10 protein-coding genes and 1 pseudogene are annotated in these 13,804 nt (G+C 63.6%); 3 read left to right on the top strand and 8 right to left on the bottom strand.

The window, feature by feature from the left end:
* Positions 1-15 precede the first annotated feature (15 nt).
* Together amoE and C2U47_RS19510 are read right to left on the bottom strand one after the other, a co-directional pair.
* Complete coding sequence (gene amoE / locus C2U47_RS19515; protein ID WP_043156424.1) at positions 16-1,683, bottom strand: amonabactin biosynthesis (2,3-dihydroxybenzoyl)adenylate synthase AmoE; 1,668 nt, start codon at positions 1,681-1,683, stop codon at positions 16-18.
* Positions 1,680-2,852 (bottom strand): isochorismate synthase, encoded by a 1,173-nt coding sequence (locus C2U47_RS19510; protein WP_406569126.1) that lies wholly within the window; start codon positions 2,850-2,852, stop codon positions 1,680-1,682. The genes amoE and C2U47_RS19510 overlap by 4 nt, the downstream gene beginning before the upstream one ends.
* Before the next feature lie 335 nt (positions 2,853-3,187).
* Here C2U47_RS19510 and C2U47_RS19505 point away from each other — a divergent pair, with 335 nt between their 5' ends.
* Complete coding sequence (locus C2U47_RS19505; RefSeq protein WP_010674432.1) at positions 3,188-3,739, top strand: lipoprotein; 552 nt, start codon at positions 3,188-3,190, stop codon at positions 3,737-3,739.
* Between the two features lie 146 nt (positions 3,740-3,885).
* A complete protein-coding gene (locus tag C2U47_RS19500; RefSeq protein WP_052815266.1) occupies positions 3,886-5,886 on the top strand; it encodes a hypothetical protein in 2,001 nt (666 codons plus the stop codon).
* Between the two features lie 58 nt (positions 5,887-5,944).
* Here C2U47_RS19500 and glgC read toward each other — a convergent pair whose 3' ends face one another.
* Positions 5,945-7,219: a glucose-1-phosphate adenylyltransferase gene (gene glgC, locus C2U47_RS19495; RefSeq protein ID WP_052815267.1), complete on the bottom strand. Its 1,275-nt coding sequence runs from the start codon at positions 7,217-7,219 to the stop codon at positions 5,945-5,947.
* A gap of 188 nt (positions 7,220-7,407) precedes the next feature.
* Between glgC and C2U47_RS19490 the strand changes: the two are divergent.
* Positions 7,408-9,044: pseudogene (locus tag C2U47_RS19490) on the top strand (EAL domain-containing protein).
* Here the strand turns inward: C2U47_RS19490 and C2U47_RS19485 are convergent.
* The 5 genes from C2U47_RS19485 to C2U47_RS19465 all read right to left on the bottom strand — a co-directional run bounded on the left by C2U47_RS19485 (position 9,007) and on the right by C2U47_RS19465 (position 13,798).
* A complete protein-coding gene (locus C2U47_RS19485; RefSeq protein ID WP_010674428.1) occupies positions 9,007-9,501 on the bottom strand; it encodes a hypothetical protein in 495 nt (164 codons plus the stop codon). The pseudogene C2U47_RS19490 and the gene C2U47_RS19485 overlap by 38 nt on opposite strands.
* Before the next feature lie 147 nt (positions 9,502-9,648).
* Positions 9,649-10,011 carry a DUF2750 domain-containing protein gene (locus C2U47_RS19480; RefSeq protein WP_010674427.1) on the bottom strand — a complete coding sequence of 121 codons (363 nt, stop codon included), beginning with the start codon at positions 10,009-10,011 and terminating at the stop codon, positions 9,649-9,651.
* Positions 10,012-10,134: 123 nt separating this feature from the next.
* Positions 10,135-11,763 carry a methyl-accepting chemotaxis protein gene (locus C2U47_RS19475; protein ID WP_039038910.1) on the bottom strand — a complete coding sequence of 543 codons (1,629 nt, stop codon included), beginning with the start codon at positions 11,761-11,763 and terminating at the stop codon, positions 10,135-10,137.
* 162 nt (positions 11,764-11,925) lie between these two features.
* The gene (locus C2U47_RS19470) at positions 11,926-13,230 is read right to left on the bottom strand and encodes an inosine/guanosine kinase (protein WP_052815269.1); all 1,305 of its coding nucleotides are present in this window, start codon (positions 13,228-13,230) and stop codon (positions 11,926-11,928) included.
* A 175-nt stretch (positions 13,231-13,405) separates the two neighbouring features.
* Positions 13,406-13,798, bottom strand: a complete 393-nt coding sequence (locus tag C2U47_RS19465; RefSeq protein ID WP_042017277.1) for an MAPEG family protein — start codon at positions 13,796-13,798, stop codon at positions 13,406-13,408.
* Positions 13,799-13,804: the final 6 nt, after the last annotated feature.

The following is a 13,804-nucleotide window of genomic DNA, read 5'->3' as shown; positions in this document are numbered from 1 at the left end:
GATTCCTTTTTAGTTTTATGCTGTTGTCAGGGGCTGGTTGGCGGCGATGGCGTGCGCAATGCGCGCCCGCAGCCCCTGCTTGTCAATCTTGCCCACCGCCGTCATGGGCAGGGCGTCCAGAGTTTCGAAGCGGTCGGGCAGCTTGAAGTCCGCCACCCCGCGCTCGCGCAGAAACTTGCGCAAGGCCAGCGGCTTCAAGGCGGGATCCGTGCTGACGATGAAGGCGCAGCTCTTCTCCCCCATGGCGCTGTCGGGCATGGAGACCAGGGCCGCATGGGTGATGGCAGGGTGGTGCAGCAGCTGGTTTTCCACCTCTTCCGCCGCGATCTTCTCGCCTCCCCGGTTGATCTGATCCTTCTGCCGCCCCACCACGGTGAGGTAGCCATCGGCATCCTGTACCACCAGATCGCCGGAGCAGTAGAAGCCCTCGGCATCAAACACCCGGGCGTTGTGGGCCGGGCTCTGGTAGTAGCCGCGGAAGGTATAGGGGCCGCGGGTGTGCAGGGCGCCAGGCTCGCCGGGGGCAACCGGATTGCCCGCCTCATCGAGGATGCGCACCTCGTCGTCCGGGCTCATGGGGCGGCCCTGGGTGTGAATGACCTTCTCGTCGGGATCAGAGAGCCGGGTGTAGTTGACCAGCCCTTCCGCCATGCCGAACACCTGCTGCAGCCGGCAGCCGAGCAGCGGCCCAATCTTGCTGGCCACCGCCTCCCCCAGCTTGGCGCCGCCCACTTGCAGCAAGTCGAGGCTCTCGAGCTGAATGCGCGCAGTGGGGTCCGCTTCCGCTGCCTGCAGCCAGAGCGAGACCGCCGGCGGCACCAGCGAGGTGAGGTTGACCCGGTGGCGGGCGATCAGCGGAAAACAGCTGATGGGGCTGGGGTCGGGGGCGAGCACCACGGTGCCGCCTGCCTCGAACACCCCCAGGGCGCCCGGGGAGCTCAGGGGGAAATTGTGGGGCGCCGGCAGGGCGCACAGATAGCGGGTATGGGAGCCGAGGCCGCAAATTTCGTTGCTGCGGCGCACGCTGTACAGGTAATCGTCATGGGTGCGCGGGATAAGCTTGGGGGTGCCTGTGCTGCCACCGGAGAGCTGGAAGAAGGCCACCTCGTTCGCCGGGGTCGGGGCAAAGGAGACGGATGGGGAGCTCCCCTCATCCCCCTCGCCGAGCCAGCGAGCCAGCCCCAGCTCCCCCCCATCGCCATCCAGCAGCACCAGCTCGGCACCGATGGTTGTCAGCAGCTCGCTCTCGCGTCCCTTGCTCGCAAACAGCGGGTGGGTCAGCGAGCCGACAAAGAGGCGCGGAGTGATCTGCTCGGCATAAGAGAGGAGCTCCAGCCGGTTGTGGCTAAAGAGCGCGTTGACCGGCGCAATGCCGGCCTTGAGCAGGGCGAAGAACACCAGATAGAACTCGGCCACGTTGGGGAGTTGCACCAGTGCGGTGTCCCCCACCCCCAGGCCGTGGCGGGCAAGATTTGCGGCCAGCCGGCTCGAGGCGGCGTCCAGCTCACGATAACTGAAGCGGCGCTCGCCGCAGAGGATGGCCTCGGCGTCAGGTGCCAGCTCGCACTGACGCGCCAGCATGGCGGTCAGCGGCTCGCCGCGCCAATAACCCTTGGCGCGGTACAGCTCCGCCAACTCTTCGGGCCAGCGGGTATAGGGCAGGAAGCGGTTGGACTGGGTCATTGTGCCACCTCCAAATCCAGGCCCAGGGCCTTGAGCATGGTCCCCAGCTTGGTGCCGGTCTCGGCCCACTCCATGGCGGGATCCGAGCCCGCGACGATGCCGGCGCCGGCAAACAGCTCCACTTGATGGCCATCGAGCACGCCACAACGGATCACCACGGCCCACTCGCCGTTGCCCTGGTTGTCGCACCAGCCAACGATGCCGCTGAACAGGGCGCGCCGGAAGGGCTCCTGCTCGCGGATGAACTGGCGGGCCAGATCAGTGGGATAGCCGCACAGGGCCGGGGTGGGATGCAGCTGGCAGGCCAAGGAGAGCACCGATGCCTCGCCGCCATTGAGCCGGCCAGCGATGGGGGTGCCCAGATGCCAGAGGGTATCTGTGCTCATCAACGAGGGATGAGCGGGGATCGCCAGCTCGCGGCAGTGGGGGGTCAGCACCCGGCGGATTTCGTCGATCACCAACTTGTGTTCATGCTGATCCTTGCGAGAAGCCAGCAGATCCCGGGCCACCATTTCGTCTTGCGCCGGTTCGCTCGCCCGACGGGCGGAACCCGCCAACGGGTGGGTGAACACCTCTCCCCCGCTGACCCGCAGCAGCAGCTCCGGACTGGCACCGAGCAGTCGGCGACCCTGGCCGAGCGGCAGGGAGAAGTGGAAGGCGTGGGGATTCTGGGCCATCAAACGGGCCATCACCTGCTTAGGGTCAGCGGGCTGGTGCAGGGTAAGGGTGAGTTTGCGCGACAGCACCACCTTGGCGAGCCGACCTTGTGCAAACGCATCCAGCGCCGCACTGACCGAGGCCTGGAATTCGCTGGCCGGCGGGGTGCTCTGCACCGAGATGACCCCGTTGGCCTCGGGGGCCTGCTCAACCGCTGTCACCGATGACGGCTCTGTCGGGGCCAGTTTCTCGCCCCGCTTATAGTTGCCGGGCACATAGAGGCAGGAGGCCTCCGCCGGGTCGAACGCAAAAGCACCGATCAGCAGAGGGTTGGTCTGGCCGGCAGCCCTGGCGGCATCGAGGGCCAGGGTTATCTGCTGTGCCAGCAGGGGCCACTCGCAGGCGGGGGTGGTGATGGGTTGCCCCAGGTCAGTGGCACTGATCGTGCCCTGACACGAGGTAAACAAGAAATCAGGCGACATCTTCGCCTCGGCAGGTGTGCCATTGTCCATTACTCGAGTCTTCACGTCATACCCTCAAAGAAGATTCAAAATGATAATGATTATCAATTTGACTTTGTGCGGCGGTAAAATACTCGCTTTGAAATCGCGGGGTCAATGGGATTTTGCATCGTTAAAACAGGAGCTTGTCTGTGGGTATGTCGGGGATGACGCCAGGGCGGGCCTGCTGGCGGTGAAGGGAAATAGCTACTCGAATGAAAACGGATTGCCATCCCCATATGGGGGATGCGACAGAAACCGGTCAGGGCGGCCCCACTGGCGGCCAACCCGCTTTGCCTCTAAGATGGCGCCACCTCTTGTGACAGCCCCGAAAATGGAACCCTCCCATGTTGAAACACCTGCTTCTGCTCCCCTTCGTCCTGCTGCTGGCGGCCTGCTCGCTGACCCAATACAGCGTCAGTGAAGGAGAGATCAACCAGTACCTCAAGGAGCGAGTCGCCTTCGAGAAACAGCTGGGGATCCCCGGCATCATGTCGAGCAAGATCCGACTCGATGACATGCAAAGCCGCATCGGCCGCAGCCAGGCCGACAAGGTCGAGCTGGATGCCGCCGGCGAGCTGCAGGTGGCGAGCCCGCTGGGCAGCCAGCAGATGAAGATCCGCCTCTCCCTGAGTGCCCGCCCCGACTACGTGGCCGAACAGGGCGCCATCTATCTGCGCGATCTCGAGCTCATCTCTGTCAAGACCGAGCCGGCGGACGTGGGCACCGCCCTCTCCCCGCTCTTGCCCACCTTCAACCAGTCCCTCTCCCTGTTCCTCTCCCAGACCCCCGTCTACCGGCTCGATGGCAGCCGCCAGAACGAGGCGCGGATCAAGGACAAGGTCGAAGCCCTCAAGGTGGAGCCGGGCCGACTGGTCATCCCTTTCAAACTGATGTGACGCCTGCCGCCGCGCCTCTCCTCTTCACCCCACCGGGGCGCGGTTTTTTTCTTCTCAAGCCCCGCCCTTTGCCCCATAATGCACACCATTCTCATTTAGATTCATGAGAAGCGTCATAATAAAATCAACAATATGGTGAGAAGGACATGAGAAAAACCGTACTGGTGCAGGCGATCGCCTGCGCACTCCTCAGCAGCGCCGCACAGGCTGCCGTCAAGGTGGAGGACAAGACGTTCAACACCGCCGCCAACATGCTGGCCTACACCGAATTCGAGCTCTCCGGCGAGCCGCTGGCCGAGGCCCTCGGTCTGGATCTGGATGTGCTGGACGCCAACCGCGCCGACGAGCCGACCCCGTTCGACTTCGCCGCCGGCATCGAATCCTATGAATACTCCGAAGAGGCAATGTACGCCCTCAACTACCAGTCCGGCATGGGCCCCCATCTGGTAAACGGGCCGCAAAACCAGGCCCGTGGCGGCACCCTGGCCGACCTGGGCAAACGGGTACTGGCCATGGCCGAGGCCGTCGGCTTCCCCGCCGATGAAATTCCCCAGGGCATGTATCCCCTCTCCCTGCCCTACGCCTCCGCCAACCCGGAGTTCGCCCAGGCCGTGAACGCCACCCCGGTCAACGGTGACCAGATCACCATCAAGACCGCCAAGGGCAACGAGAAGAGCGTCAAGACCCAGGTCCCCGCCTACTTCCGCGACTACGCCACCCTGCGCTGGAGCGGCAGTGACAACCTGCTGGTCCCGGCCGCCGTGGGCGGCATCCTGCTCAAGGAAGTGATGTGGTCCCAGGACTTCCTGGGGGGCATGCACGTGGCCGAGACCGATGAAGAGGTGGAAGCCGCGTCCGCCACCATGGATCAGGACGGCAAGCACAAGCTGGGAGTTTCTGCCGCCGACGGCTTCAACGGCATGATGCTGACCGAGCAGTCCATCGACAAGCTCGCCATCCTGCAAGATCAGCTCGGCTTTGACGGCAAGACCCTGGGCGCCAAAATCACCCCGCAGTACGATCCGGCCAAGGGGGTTGTCTACTTCCCTCATCAGGTGAAAGTGACCGAGACCAGCAAGAACGACGCCGGTGCCATCGGCAAGCTGGAGGTCGTGGACGGCTCCGCCCAGTTGCGCGACGCCTGGATGCTGCTGTGGCCCCTCTCCGAGTTCTACGCCTTCAGCGATCAGCGCACGGCCAACACCAATCAGAACCCGGCCTTCCACGCCGTGTTTGACGGTGCCCCGTTCGCCGCCGCTCCGGCTGCCAACCAGACCAACGATCTGGGCAAGGCGGTGGCGGGCAGCGATGCCTTCTCCCTGGCCCTGAACCTCTCCAACCTCACCTTCAAGAACCTGCTGGCCCTGCACTTCGAGCCCAAGGCTGGCACCCTGGTCGACAGCTGGCAGGCTGGCAAACAGGCCGGGCACGTCACCACCTTCGACGCCGCCTACGCCCTAGTCGCCCTACAGATCTTCCAGCGCGCCCAGGATGCGCTACCGGTGGGTTACGCCGCCGGTGACAATGGCGAGCTGAACCTCAAGACCCCACAGGGTGAGCAGGCGATCGCACTGGTCCGCAAGCAGGCCGATTTCATCCTCGCCAACCTAAAGGGCAAGAACGGCCTGGTCCATGACGGTCTGACCCTGGGCGGCAAGCTTGACGCCGGTCAGTCCATCGACGCGCAGTTCGCCGCCATCCGCGGCCTGACCGCCGCCTTCCTGGCCACCTCGGATGCCAAGTACCGCACCGCGGCTCGCGAGCTCTTCATCGCCGCCGACAAGGCCTACTTCAATGCCAAGGCCGGTACCTGGCTCGCCGGCAAGCAGGGTGAATACACCCCCTGGACCCAGGCCGCTATCTCCGGCGCCCTGCGCTCTGCCATGCTGAACCTGCGCAACGAAGGGGCCGAGAAGGCACCCGAGCTTGAACTGGCCCAGCTGACCCAGCGCTACGTGAGCTGGTTCCGCGGCACCGTCAACGGCGGCATGCAGATGGCCGAGTGGATCGGCGACTCCGGCGAGAACGTCATCGAGGGGGCCGGCAGCGACACCGACGAAGATGGCGTCCCGCAAGTGACCGCTGCCGGTGGCAAGCATGGCACCGCCATGGTGATGGCCGGCAAGGCCCTGGTCAGCGAGAAATAAATCGACCACCAATAGAAAGGGAGCCCAGGGCTCCCTTTTTTTGTCTGTGTCGACGAAGTTAGCCGAGCTTGGCTAGCATCGGCTTGGTCACCAGCACGATGCCCTGCTCGGAGCGGTAGAAGCGGCGTGCATCCTCGTCCGCGTTCTCCCCCACCACCAGGCCGTCTGGCAGCTGGCACCCCTTGTCCACCACCACCCGGCGCAAGCGGCAACCAGCCCCGATCTCGACCCCGGGGAAGATCACCGCCTGATCCAGGGTACAGAAGGAGTGCAACCGCACGTTGGTGAACAGCACCGAGTTGAGCACGAAGGAGCCGCTCACGATGGAGCCCCCCGCGAACATGGAGTTGATGGTCATGCCGTGCTGGCCGTTTCTGTCCTGTACGAACTTGGCCGGTGGCGACATGTTCTGGCTGGTCCAGATGGGCCAGTTCTCGTCATAGATGTCGAGCTCGGGCACCACGGAGGCAAGGTCCATGTTCGCCTCCCAGAACGAATCCAGGGTCCCCACGTCGCGCCAGTAGGGTTTTTGCCCCTCCTTGGCCCCGACACAGGACATGTTGAACGGGTGGGCAAAGGCCTTGCCCTCTCCCACGATGCGCGGGATCACGTCCATGCCGAAGTCGTGCTTGGACTCCTGGTTGTGGATGTCCTCTTCCAGCAACTGGTAGAGGTACTCCGCCTCGAAGATGTAGATGCCCATGGAGGCCAGCGAGCGATCCTCGCAGCCCGGCATGGCGGGCGGATTGGCCGGTTTCTCCACGAAGGCGCGGATCTTGCGTTGCTCGTCGATGTCCATCACGCCGAAGGCCGATGCCTCGCAGCGTGGTACCTCGATACAGGCCACCGTCACCTTGGCGCCGAGGCGCACGTGATCCAGCAGCATGGCGGCGTAGTCCATCTTGTAGATGTGATCCCCCGCCAGCACCACGATGTACTTGGGACCGTAGTCACGGATGATGTCGACGTTCTGGTAGATGGCGTCTGCGGTGCCGCGATACCAGTGCACCTCGTCCACCCGCTGCTGGGCGGGCAGCAAGTCGATGAACTCGTTCATCTGGTAGCGCAGGAAAGACCAGCCCGATTGCAGGTGACGCAACAGACTGTGGGACTTGTACTGGGTCACCACACCCACCCGGCGGATGCCGGAGTTGATGCAGTTGGAGAGCACGAAGTCGATGATACGGAATTTGCCGCCAAAGTGGACGGCGGGCTTGGCGCGGTTATCGGTCAACTGCTTCAGGCGGCTGCCCCGTCCCCCTGCGAGCACCAAGGCCATACTCTGATTCAATAGTTGCCGTGCTTTGGCGGTGTCTACGGGTTCTAGCAACATATCTACCTCTGCTCTGTTGGGGCTGTTTTCAACCCATCTTCGCTTTTTTTACAGACCATGAAAGTGTTTTCACTCACATTTAGTTGCATTCCGTCGGCGCTTTATCGTGGAGTTGCGTGAGTACTCATGTTTTGCGCCAGCGACTTGGTTAGAATTTCTACATCATGAACATCATCAAGGATGAAACGATGTTGAATAAACATGAGGGAAACCTGCTGCTGGTCAGCGCACTGGTCTGCATTCCCATGCTGCTGTTGCAGGGAGTGCTGCTCGCCCCCCCGCCTCACCGCTCACCCTGCTGCTGGTCCTGATGACCACCCTGACGGGATTCGCCCTGCTGCTCTTTCTCACCCACAGCGTGCGCCGTGGGGAAAAGACAAGGCAGGAGCAACGCTGGCTGCTGGCGCTGCAGCAGCGGGATCCCGCCATGCTCGACAGCGTACAGGCACAAACGGCTCTGCGCCAGCTCCTTGCGTCCTTCAATGAGGCCGAGATCGATGCCCACCGCCAGATCACCGAATTGCACAATCAGGCGACCCGGGACGAGATGACGGGCCTTGGCAACCGCCACGCCTTCCGGCGCGATCTGACCGAGCTGCTGCAACAGGAAAACACCCAGACCGCCATCCTGGTGCTCATCCGCGCCACCGAGCTCGGGACCCTCAACGCCCAGCGCGGCTTCCAGTCCGGGGATGCCTACATCCGGGACATCGCCGCCCTCATCAGCCACACCGTCAGCCGCTTCCCGGGCCACCGGGTCTATCGCATCTCGGGGGCCGATTTTGCCGTCCTGCTGCCCCCCCTGGCCCAGATCCCGCCCCATCTGCTGGGACGGGATCTGAAGCTCGCCTTCGATCGCTATCAGCACGATCACGAGCTCGAGAGTGCCGCCTACTCGGGCATGACCCGCCTGAGCAGCGAGCAGAAGATAGAGGCCATTCTGGCCCGGGCGGATCTCGCGCTGGCCCGTGCCCAGACAGAGGTGGTCAATGGCTGGGCCATCCAGCAGAACGACGAGGTGGTCGAGGTGCAGGGTCAGCGTCACTGGACCCAGGTGCTGACCGATCTGCTGGAGCAGGAGAGCATCAGCTTCACCTGCCAGCCTATCCAGCCCCTGCATCGCGGCATGCTCGCCTATCACGAGATCTATCCCCGCTTTTGCAGCAGCGACGGCACCGTGCTGCCAAGTGATACCCTGCTCGCCATGGCGCAGCGGCTGGACATGGTACTGCGCCTGACCCAGATGGTGATCCGCCACGTCATCCGCCAATACCGCGCCTTCGGAGGCCACAACAGCCGATGGGGTCTCAACCTGCCGGGCTCCCTGCTGCAAAACAGCGCCTTTCTCATCTGGCTGGATCACCAGTTGCAAAAAGACCCCGACATCGGGGCCAACCTGGTGTTCGAGCTCGACGAGGAGCACCTGGAGCGCAACCTGACCGGGTCCAGGCGGCTGTTCGAGCTGCTCAGGCGCCACGGCAGCCGCTCGGCCATCTGCAACTTCGGCAAGGGGATCGGCTCCTTCAGCCTGTTTCGCGAGCTCAAACCCGACTACATCAAGCTGGACCCCGGTCTCATCACCGAGCTGGAGCAGGATCTCACCAATCAGCAGTTCGTGCGGATGATCGTCGACGTCTCCCATCGCATGGGCTGCCTGGTGATCGCGGAAGGGGTGGAACAGATAGGCCAGAAGCAGATGCTGCAGAGCATGTATGTGGACGGCTTGCAGGGCTACCTCATCGCCCGACCCCAAGAGCTGGGGCCGGAGATCGGTCAGATGGGGATCTTCACGGAGACGGTTTCAGCTTCAACAGGGTCAGAATGATGTCGTTGAGCTGGCGATAACGCTCCAGCTCCTTCTGATCGTAACGGGTCGCCAGCATGGTCGGGTTGTGGCGATGCTTGAGGTAGCGGTTGATCTGCAGGCGGTTGAACCCGGCCACCTTGTAGATCTGGCCGAGCAGGGCATTGAGCTCGTCATCCGCCAGCCCGGCCCGGGTCAGGTAATCGGGTTGGGACGGGCTCTCCTGGCGGGCCGTGACCTTCTCCAGCTGGCCACGCTCCTGCAAATAGGTGAGCCACTGCTCCACGTAGAGCGGCTTGCAGCCCCCCAGTAGATTGAAGTACCCCACGGCATCGCAGCGGCACCCGCTCAGCAGCACCAGGGCCAGCTCGTCGCTGTCACACTGAAAGCTCACCGGGCCGCTCTGGCTCCAGTCCAGCGCCTGTACCTGGATCCTCCCCTGCGCCCCCGCCTTCGTGGTCACGTCAAAGACAAACATGGCACCTCCCGATCGGCAAAGGGTTGATGATGACCCATCCCCGGGACGGGTGCAAAGGCAAATCACCTTTTCATGGCCCATGGCGGCCATAAAAAAACCGGCCCCCCGAAGGGGGCCGGTTCATCACAATCCGGCAGGTCGGCTGACTCAGGCGTCCAGTTCCACCAGCGCCTTGGCCAGCTCGATGGGCTCGAGCTCCTGACCTTCCAGATCGGCGTTCCAGTTCGGGCCGACCAGCACGTCATCCTCGTCCAGATCGTTGATCCAGATGTCCAGGAACTCTTCGAGCTCGATCACTTCCGGCTCGTAATCCGCCCACTCGTCCACGCAGTGCAGGCGGGCATCTCCTTCGGCGGACCAGAGCGGCATCACGTCCGCATCTTCGAACTCGGCGGAGCGGCACACCACCCAGTCTTCACCGTAGCGCAGACCCCACACCTGACCCGACTCGCGGACTTCTTCGATGAACAGCTGGAAATTGGCGTCAAGATTGTCAGTTAGTTTGCTCATGGGGTCTCTCTCTTGCAAAGCAATGGCAGGCTGTCGGCCAGGGCTGGCCGAGAATGGGGCAGATGGTGTCCCAAAAGCCCCCCAGACTCAAGCCTTATCCCGAAAAAGCGGGGATAAAGGCCGTCAGATGCGATATTTCGCCACCAGGGCCCCCAGCTCGTCGCAGGCCAGCGCCAGTTGCCCGGATGCCTGCTCGGTCAGCCGGTTCTGGGCCAGGGCATCCGCCGCCAGCTGGGTGATGGCCACCAGCCGCTGGTTGATCTCCTCCGCCGCCCGGCTCTGCTCCGCCGCCGCCGTGGCAATCTGCCCATTCATGGCAGTAATGGTGTGGACGGATCCATCGATGGCATTGATGGCGACATCCGCATCGCCGGCCCTGTCCGCCGTCGCGCGGGAGAGCTGCTGCAACTGGCTGATGCCGCTGACCACCTTGCCGGCCCCCTCCTGCAGCCGCTGGATCATCTGCCGGATCTCGTCGGTGGAGCTGTGGGTGCGGGTCGCCAGGGTACGCACCTCATCGGCGACCACCGCAAAGCCGCGCCCCTGCTCCCCGGCCCGTGCCGCTTCAATGGCGGCGTTGAGGGCCAGCAGGTTGGTCTGCTCCGCTACCCCGCGAATGACGTCGAGCACGGAGCCAATCTGCTGAGTCTCCTGCTCAAGGCGGCTCACCGCCTGTACCGTCTCCACCATCTCGTCCGCCAACTGGCTGATGGACTCCCGGGTCTGGACCACCACCTCGCGGCCATGCTGGGCCAGATTGAGGGCCGAATCCGCCGCGTCGGCGGCCTGGGCCGCGTGCTGGCCCACTTCGCGGCTGCTCACCGTCATCTGCTCCATGGCGCTGGCCACCCGCAGGGTATCCTGCTCCTGGCCGGTGACGATGGCGCCGGTACGCTCCACCACCTCGGCCAGCTGGTGGGCATGCACCCGGTTCTGATCCGCTATCTGCTGGCTGCGGGCCACCAGCTGCGCCATCTGGCTGGCGAAGAGGTTGAAGTTGATGCTGAGCTGGCTCAGCTCGTCACGCCCCGACTCCGGCAGACGTACCCGCAGATCCCCCTCCCCCCTGGCGATGTTGCCAAGGGCCGAGACCGAGCGGGAGAGGGGCACGACGATGCTGCGCACAATGAGGCCGACCACGGCAAACAGCAGGAGGGCCAGCACCAGCCCGATCCCCAGCAGGGTGTGCAGCACCTCCCGGTACTGGGCCTCGACGTCGTCCACATAGACGCCGGTGCCGATGATCCAGTCCCAGGGGGCGAAGCGCTTGATGTAGGAGATCTTGCGTACCGGTTCGTCCACCCCCGGCTTGGGCCAGTAGTAGGCCACCTCCCCCGCGCCCTGGGCCCGGGCCAGATCGGCGAAGGCGACGAACAGCCTGAGCCCCTGCTTGTCCTCCACCCCGGAGAGATCCTTGCCGTCCAGCTCGGGTTTCATGGGGTGCATCACCATGGTGGGGTGGCTGTCGTTGATCCAGAAGTAGTCATCGTTGCCGTAACGCAACCCCTTGATCAGCGCCAGCGCCTCGGCCTTGGCGCTCGCCTCGTCCAGCTCCCCCTTGCGCACCCTGGCTTCCAGCCCCGCCACCAGGCTGTAGGCGGTCTCCACCTGGGCCTGGGTCTGGCGGCTCTTCTCACCCATCAGCCCCTGCTGATAGATCTGCAGGCAGAAGAACAGCAGCAGTCCCAGCAGCGCCAGCACCATCAGGGTCACCAGCGACAGACGCCGACCGATACTCCATTGTCTCAACATACCCTCGCCCCGCAGCAGCTACATATCCTTAACACAAGGTATGCCGCCGCGACGCGGGCTGTCCACGATGTCAGCAAAAGCGATGCCAAAAACATGATCCAGCCCCAAAAACAAGAAAGGGTGCCCAGTGGCACCCTTTCTCGTGGTCGACAGGAAGAGGTATCACCGCTCCCAGTACACCTCTTCCAGGCTGTCTTCCTTCTCCGGCAACCCGCGGGAGAGGCGCGGGCTGCTCTGGGCCAGCACCTCGTAGCTCACCCGGTTGGCGTACTTGCACACCTGGGCCAGAGAGGAGTAGGTCAGGAATTCCGAGAGATGCTTGGCGGAGTTCGGCACGTTCATGCGGTGGTAGGCGTTCGCCACCATGTCGTGCAGCACGGCGGACAGCGCCCCGTCCCCTGCCCCGTTGGTGTTCTTGATCTTCTCCGGGCCGCCCATGTAGGGGGAGATGTGGGAGTAGATACGCGCAGGCTTGCGGCACTTGTCCCGGGCCATGGGACGGCTGAACTCGTACATGTTGAACTCGGGGATGACGCCGGGCAGCAGGGTGTGGGTGGTCTCGCGCTTGTAGTCCTCGTCGGTGTAACTCGCCATGTAGAGCCCCACCGGACCTGCGGTGCAGAGCACCATGTCCGCCCAGTCCAGCGCCTTGTCGGCCGCGCCGAGGGGATCCTTTATCCCGGTCAGGGCCTCCGCCTCGTCCTCGTTCATGGCGAGCACAGTCACGTTCTCGCTGATGAAATCGCGCCACCACTGGGGATTCTCGTCGATGACGAAGCGGGTGCCCAGGGTCAGCACCACGGGCACCCCGGCCTCGCGGGCATAGCGCACCGCGGCCATGGCGGCCTCCTTCATGGGCGTGCCGTCGGCGCCGCGCACCAGGTAGGCGGTGATCACCAGGGCCGAGGCCTCCTTGATGATGGTCTCGGGGATGTGGTCCACATCCAGGTGATCCATCTTGCCGGCGTTGATGCCAAAGCTGCGCTCTCCCCCTTCGGTGATGAAGGTGAAGCAGCGCCCGACCGGGCCGTCCACCGGCTGCAGGTAGTCGAGGTTGACCCGGGAGGAGGTGTTGCACAGATAGCGGTAGGCATAGCTGCCGATGCGGATGTCCTGGCTCATGACGCCAAGCAGGATGGAGTGGGAGTCCGCCAGCACGGAGTAGTTGTGCATGGTGTTGCCGATGGTGCCGCCGGCAAATTCGCTCACCACCATGTTGTTGGCCTTGAGCTCGTCGTAGACCAGCTCCGCCACCTCGTCGGAGATGAGCATGGAGTGGCCCTTGCTCAGGCCGTACCGGTTCAGGAAGTCTTCGTCCACATGGGCTTCGATATCCACCAGAGTCTGATCGATGCCCACTACATAGGCCTTGCCCAGTTCGGTGAGCTGGGAGTTCTGCGGGATCAGGGGATCACGTCTGTCGACCGGGAAGTAGTGTTTGGACTTGCGCTGACCGGGAAATTTCATGGCAATCTTCTGTGCTCTGGGGAAAAGAGGGGCGGGATTTTAACACAATCCACCACGCCGAAAAGTCGCACGATTGAATTTTGAGGTCAGTATAGACAAGGGCTTGCGAGGAAAACGTTTGACTTGGCTGCCACAAAAAACCACCCCGTGGCGGGGTGGTGTTGCGGGATGACATTCAGCTTGCCGAGAGCCCCTGCACCAGGGCCAGCACCGAGAACATCCCCAGCGACAGCCAGAAGAAGAGGGTGCCGAAGAGGCGCGGCATGTTGGGAGCCCTGGGGATCTGGATGCCGATGGCATGCAGGATGCGACCCACCAGCAGCAGCACACCGCCCAGGTGCAGCCAGAGCGACCCGACCCCCGCCAGTTCGCACAGGGCCATCAGCAGCAGAGTGAGGGGCACGTACTCGGCAAAGTTGCCGTGGGCGCGGATCGCGGCCAGCATCTCGGGGGCTTCCCCCTCCCCTATCATCACCCTGAACTGGGCGCGGCGCTTGACCACCCAGAAGGAGAGCAGCAGGAACAAGAGCCCGAGCAGGCCGGCGTAAATCAGCGTGATATGCATCATCAGGAC

Origin of the sequence: Aeromonas sp. ASNIH7, from assembly GCF_002903485.1 — a bacterium.
GTDB lineage: Bacteria > Pseudomonadota > Gammaproteobacteria > Enterobacterales > Aeromonadaceae > Aeromonas > Aeromonas caviae.
The sequence above is the reverse complement of the archived record's forward strand: the minus strand, read 5'-3'. Positions and strand labels throughout refer to the sequence as shown.

Excerpts from the sequence above, each read along its gene's own strand:
- amoE (WP_043156424.1), bottom strand. The coding sequence starts at position 1,683 with ATGACCCAGTCCAACCGCTTCCTGCCCTATACCCGCTGGCCCGAAGAG.
- C2U47_RS19510 (WP_406569126.1), bottom strand. The coding sequence starts at position 2,852 with ATGGACAATGGCACACCTGCCGAGGCGAAGATGTCGCCTGATTTCTTG.
- C2U47_RS19505 (WP_010674432.1), top strand. The coding sequence starts at position 3,188 with ATGTTGAAACACCTGCTTCTGCTCCCCTTCGTCCTGCTGCTGGCGGCC.
- C2U47_RS19500 (WP_052815266.1), top strand. The coding sequence starts at position 3,886 with ATGAGAAAAACCGTACTGGTGCAGGCGATCGCCTGCGCACTCCTCAGC.
- glgC (WP_052815267.1), bottom strand. The coding sequence starts at position 7,219 with ATGTTGCTAGAACCCGTAGACACCGCCAAAGCACGGCAACTATTGAAT.
- C2U47_RS19485 (WP_010674428.1), bottom strand. The coding sequence starts at position 9,501 with ATGTTTGTCTTTGACGTGACCACGAAGGCGGGGGCGCAGGGGAGGATC.
- C2U47_RS19480 (WP_010674427.1), bottom strand. The coding sequence starts at position 10,011 with ATGAGCAAACTAACTGACAATCTTGACGCCAATTTCCAGCTGTTCATC.
- C2U47_RS19475 (WP_039038910.1), bottom strand. The coding sequence starts at position 11,763 with ATGTTGAGACAATGGAGTATCGGTCGGCGTCTGTCGCTGGTGACCCTG.
- C2U47_RS19470 (WP_052815269.1), bottom strand. The coding sequence starts at position 13,230 with ATGAAATTTCCCGGTCAGCGCAAGTCCAAACACTACTTCCCGGTCGAC.
- C2U47_RS19465 (WP_042017277.1), bottom strand. The coding sequence starts at position 13,798 with ATGATGCATATCACGCTGATTTACGCCGGCCTGCTCGGGCTCTTGTTC.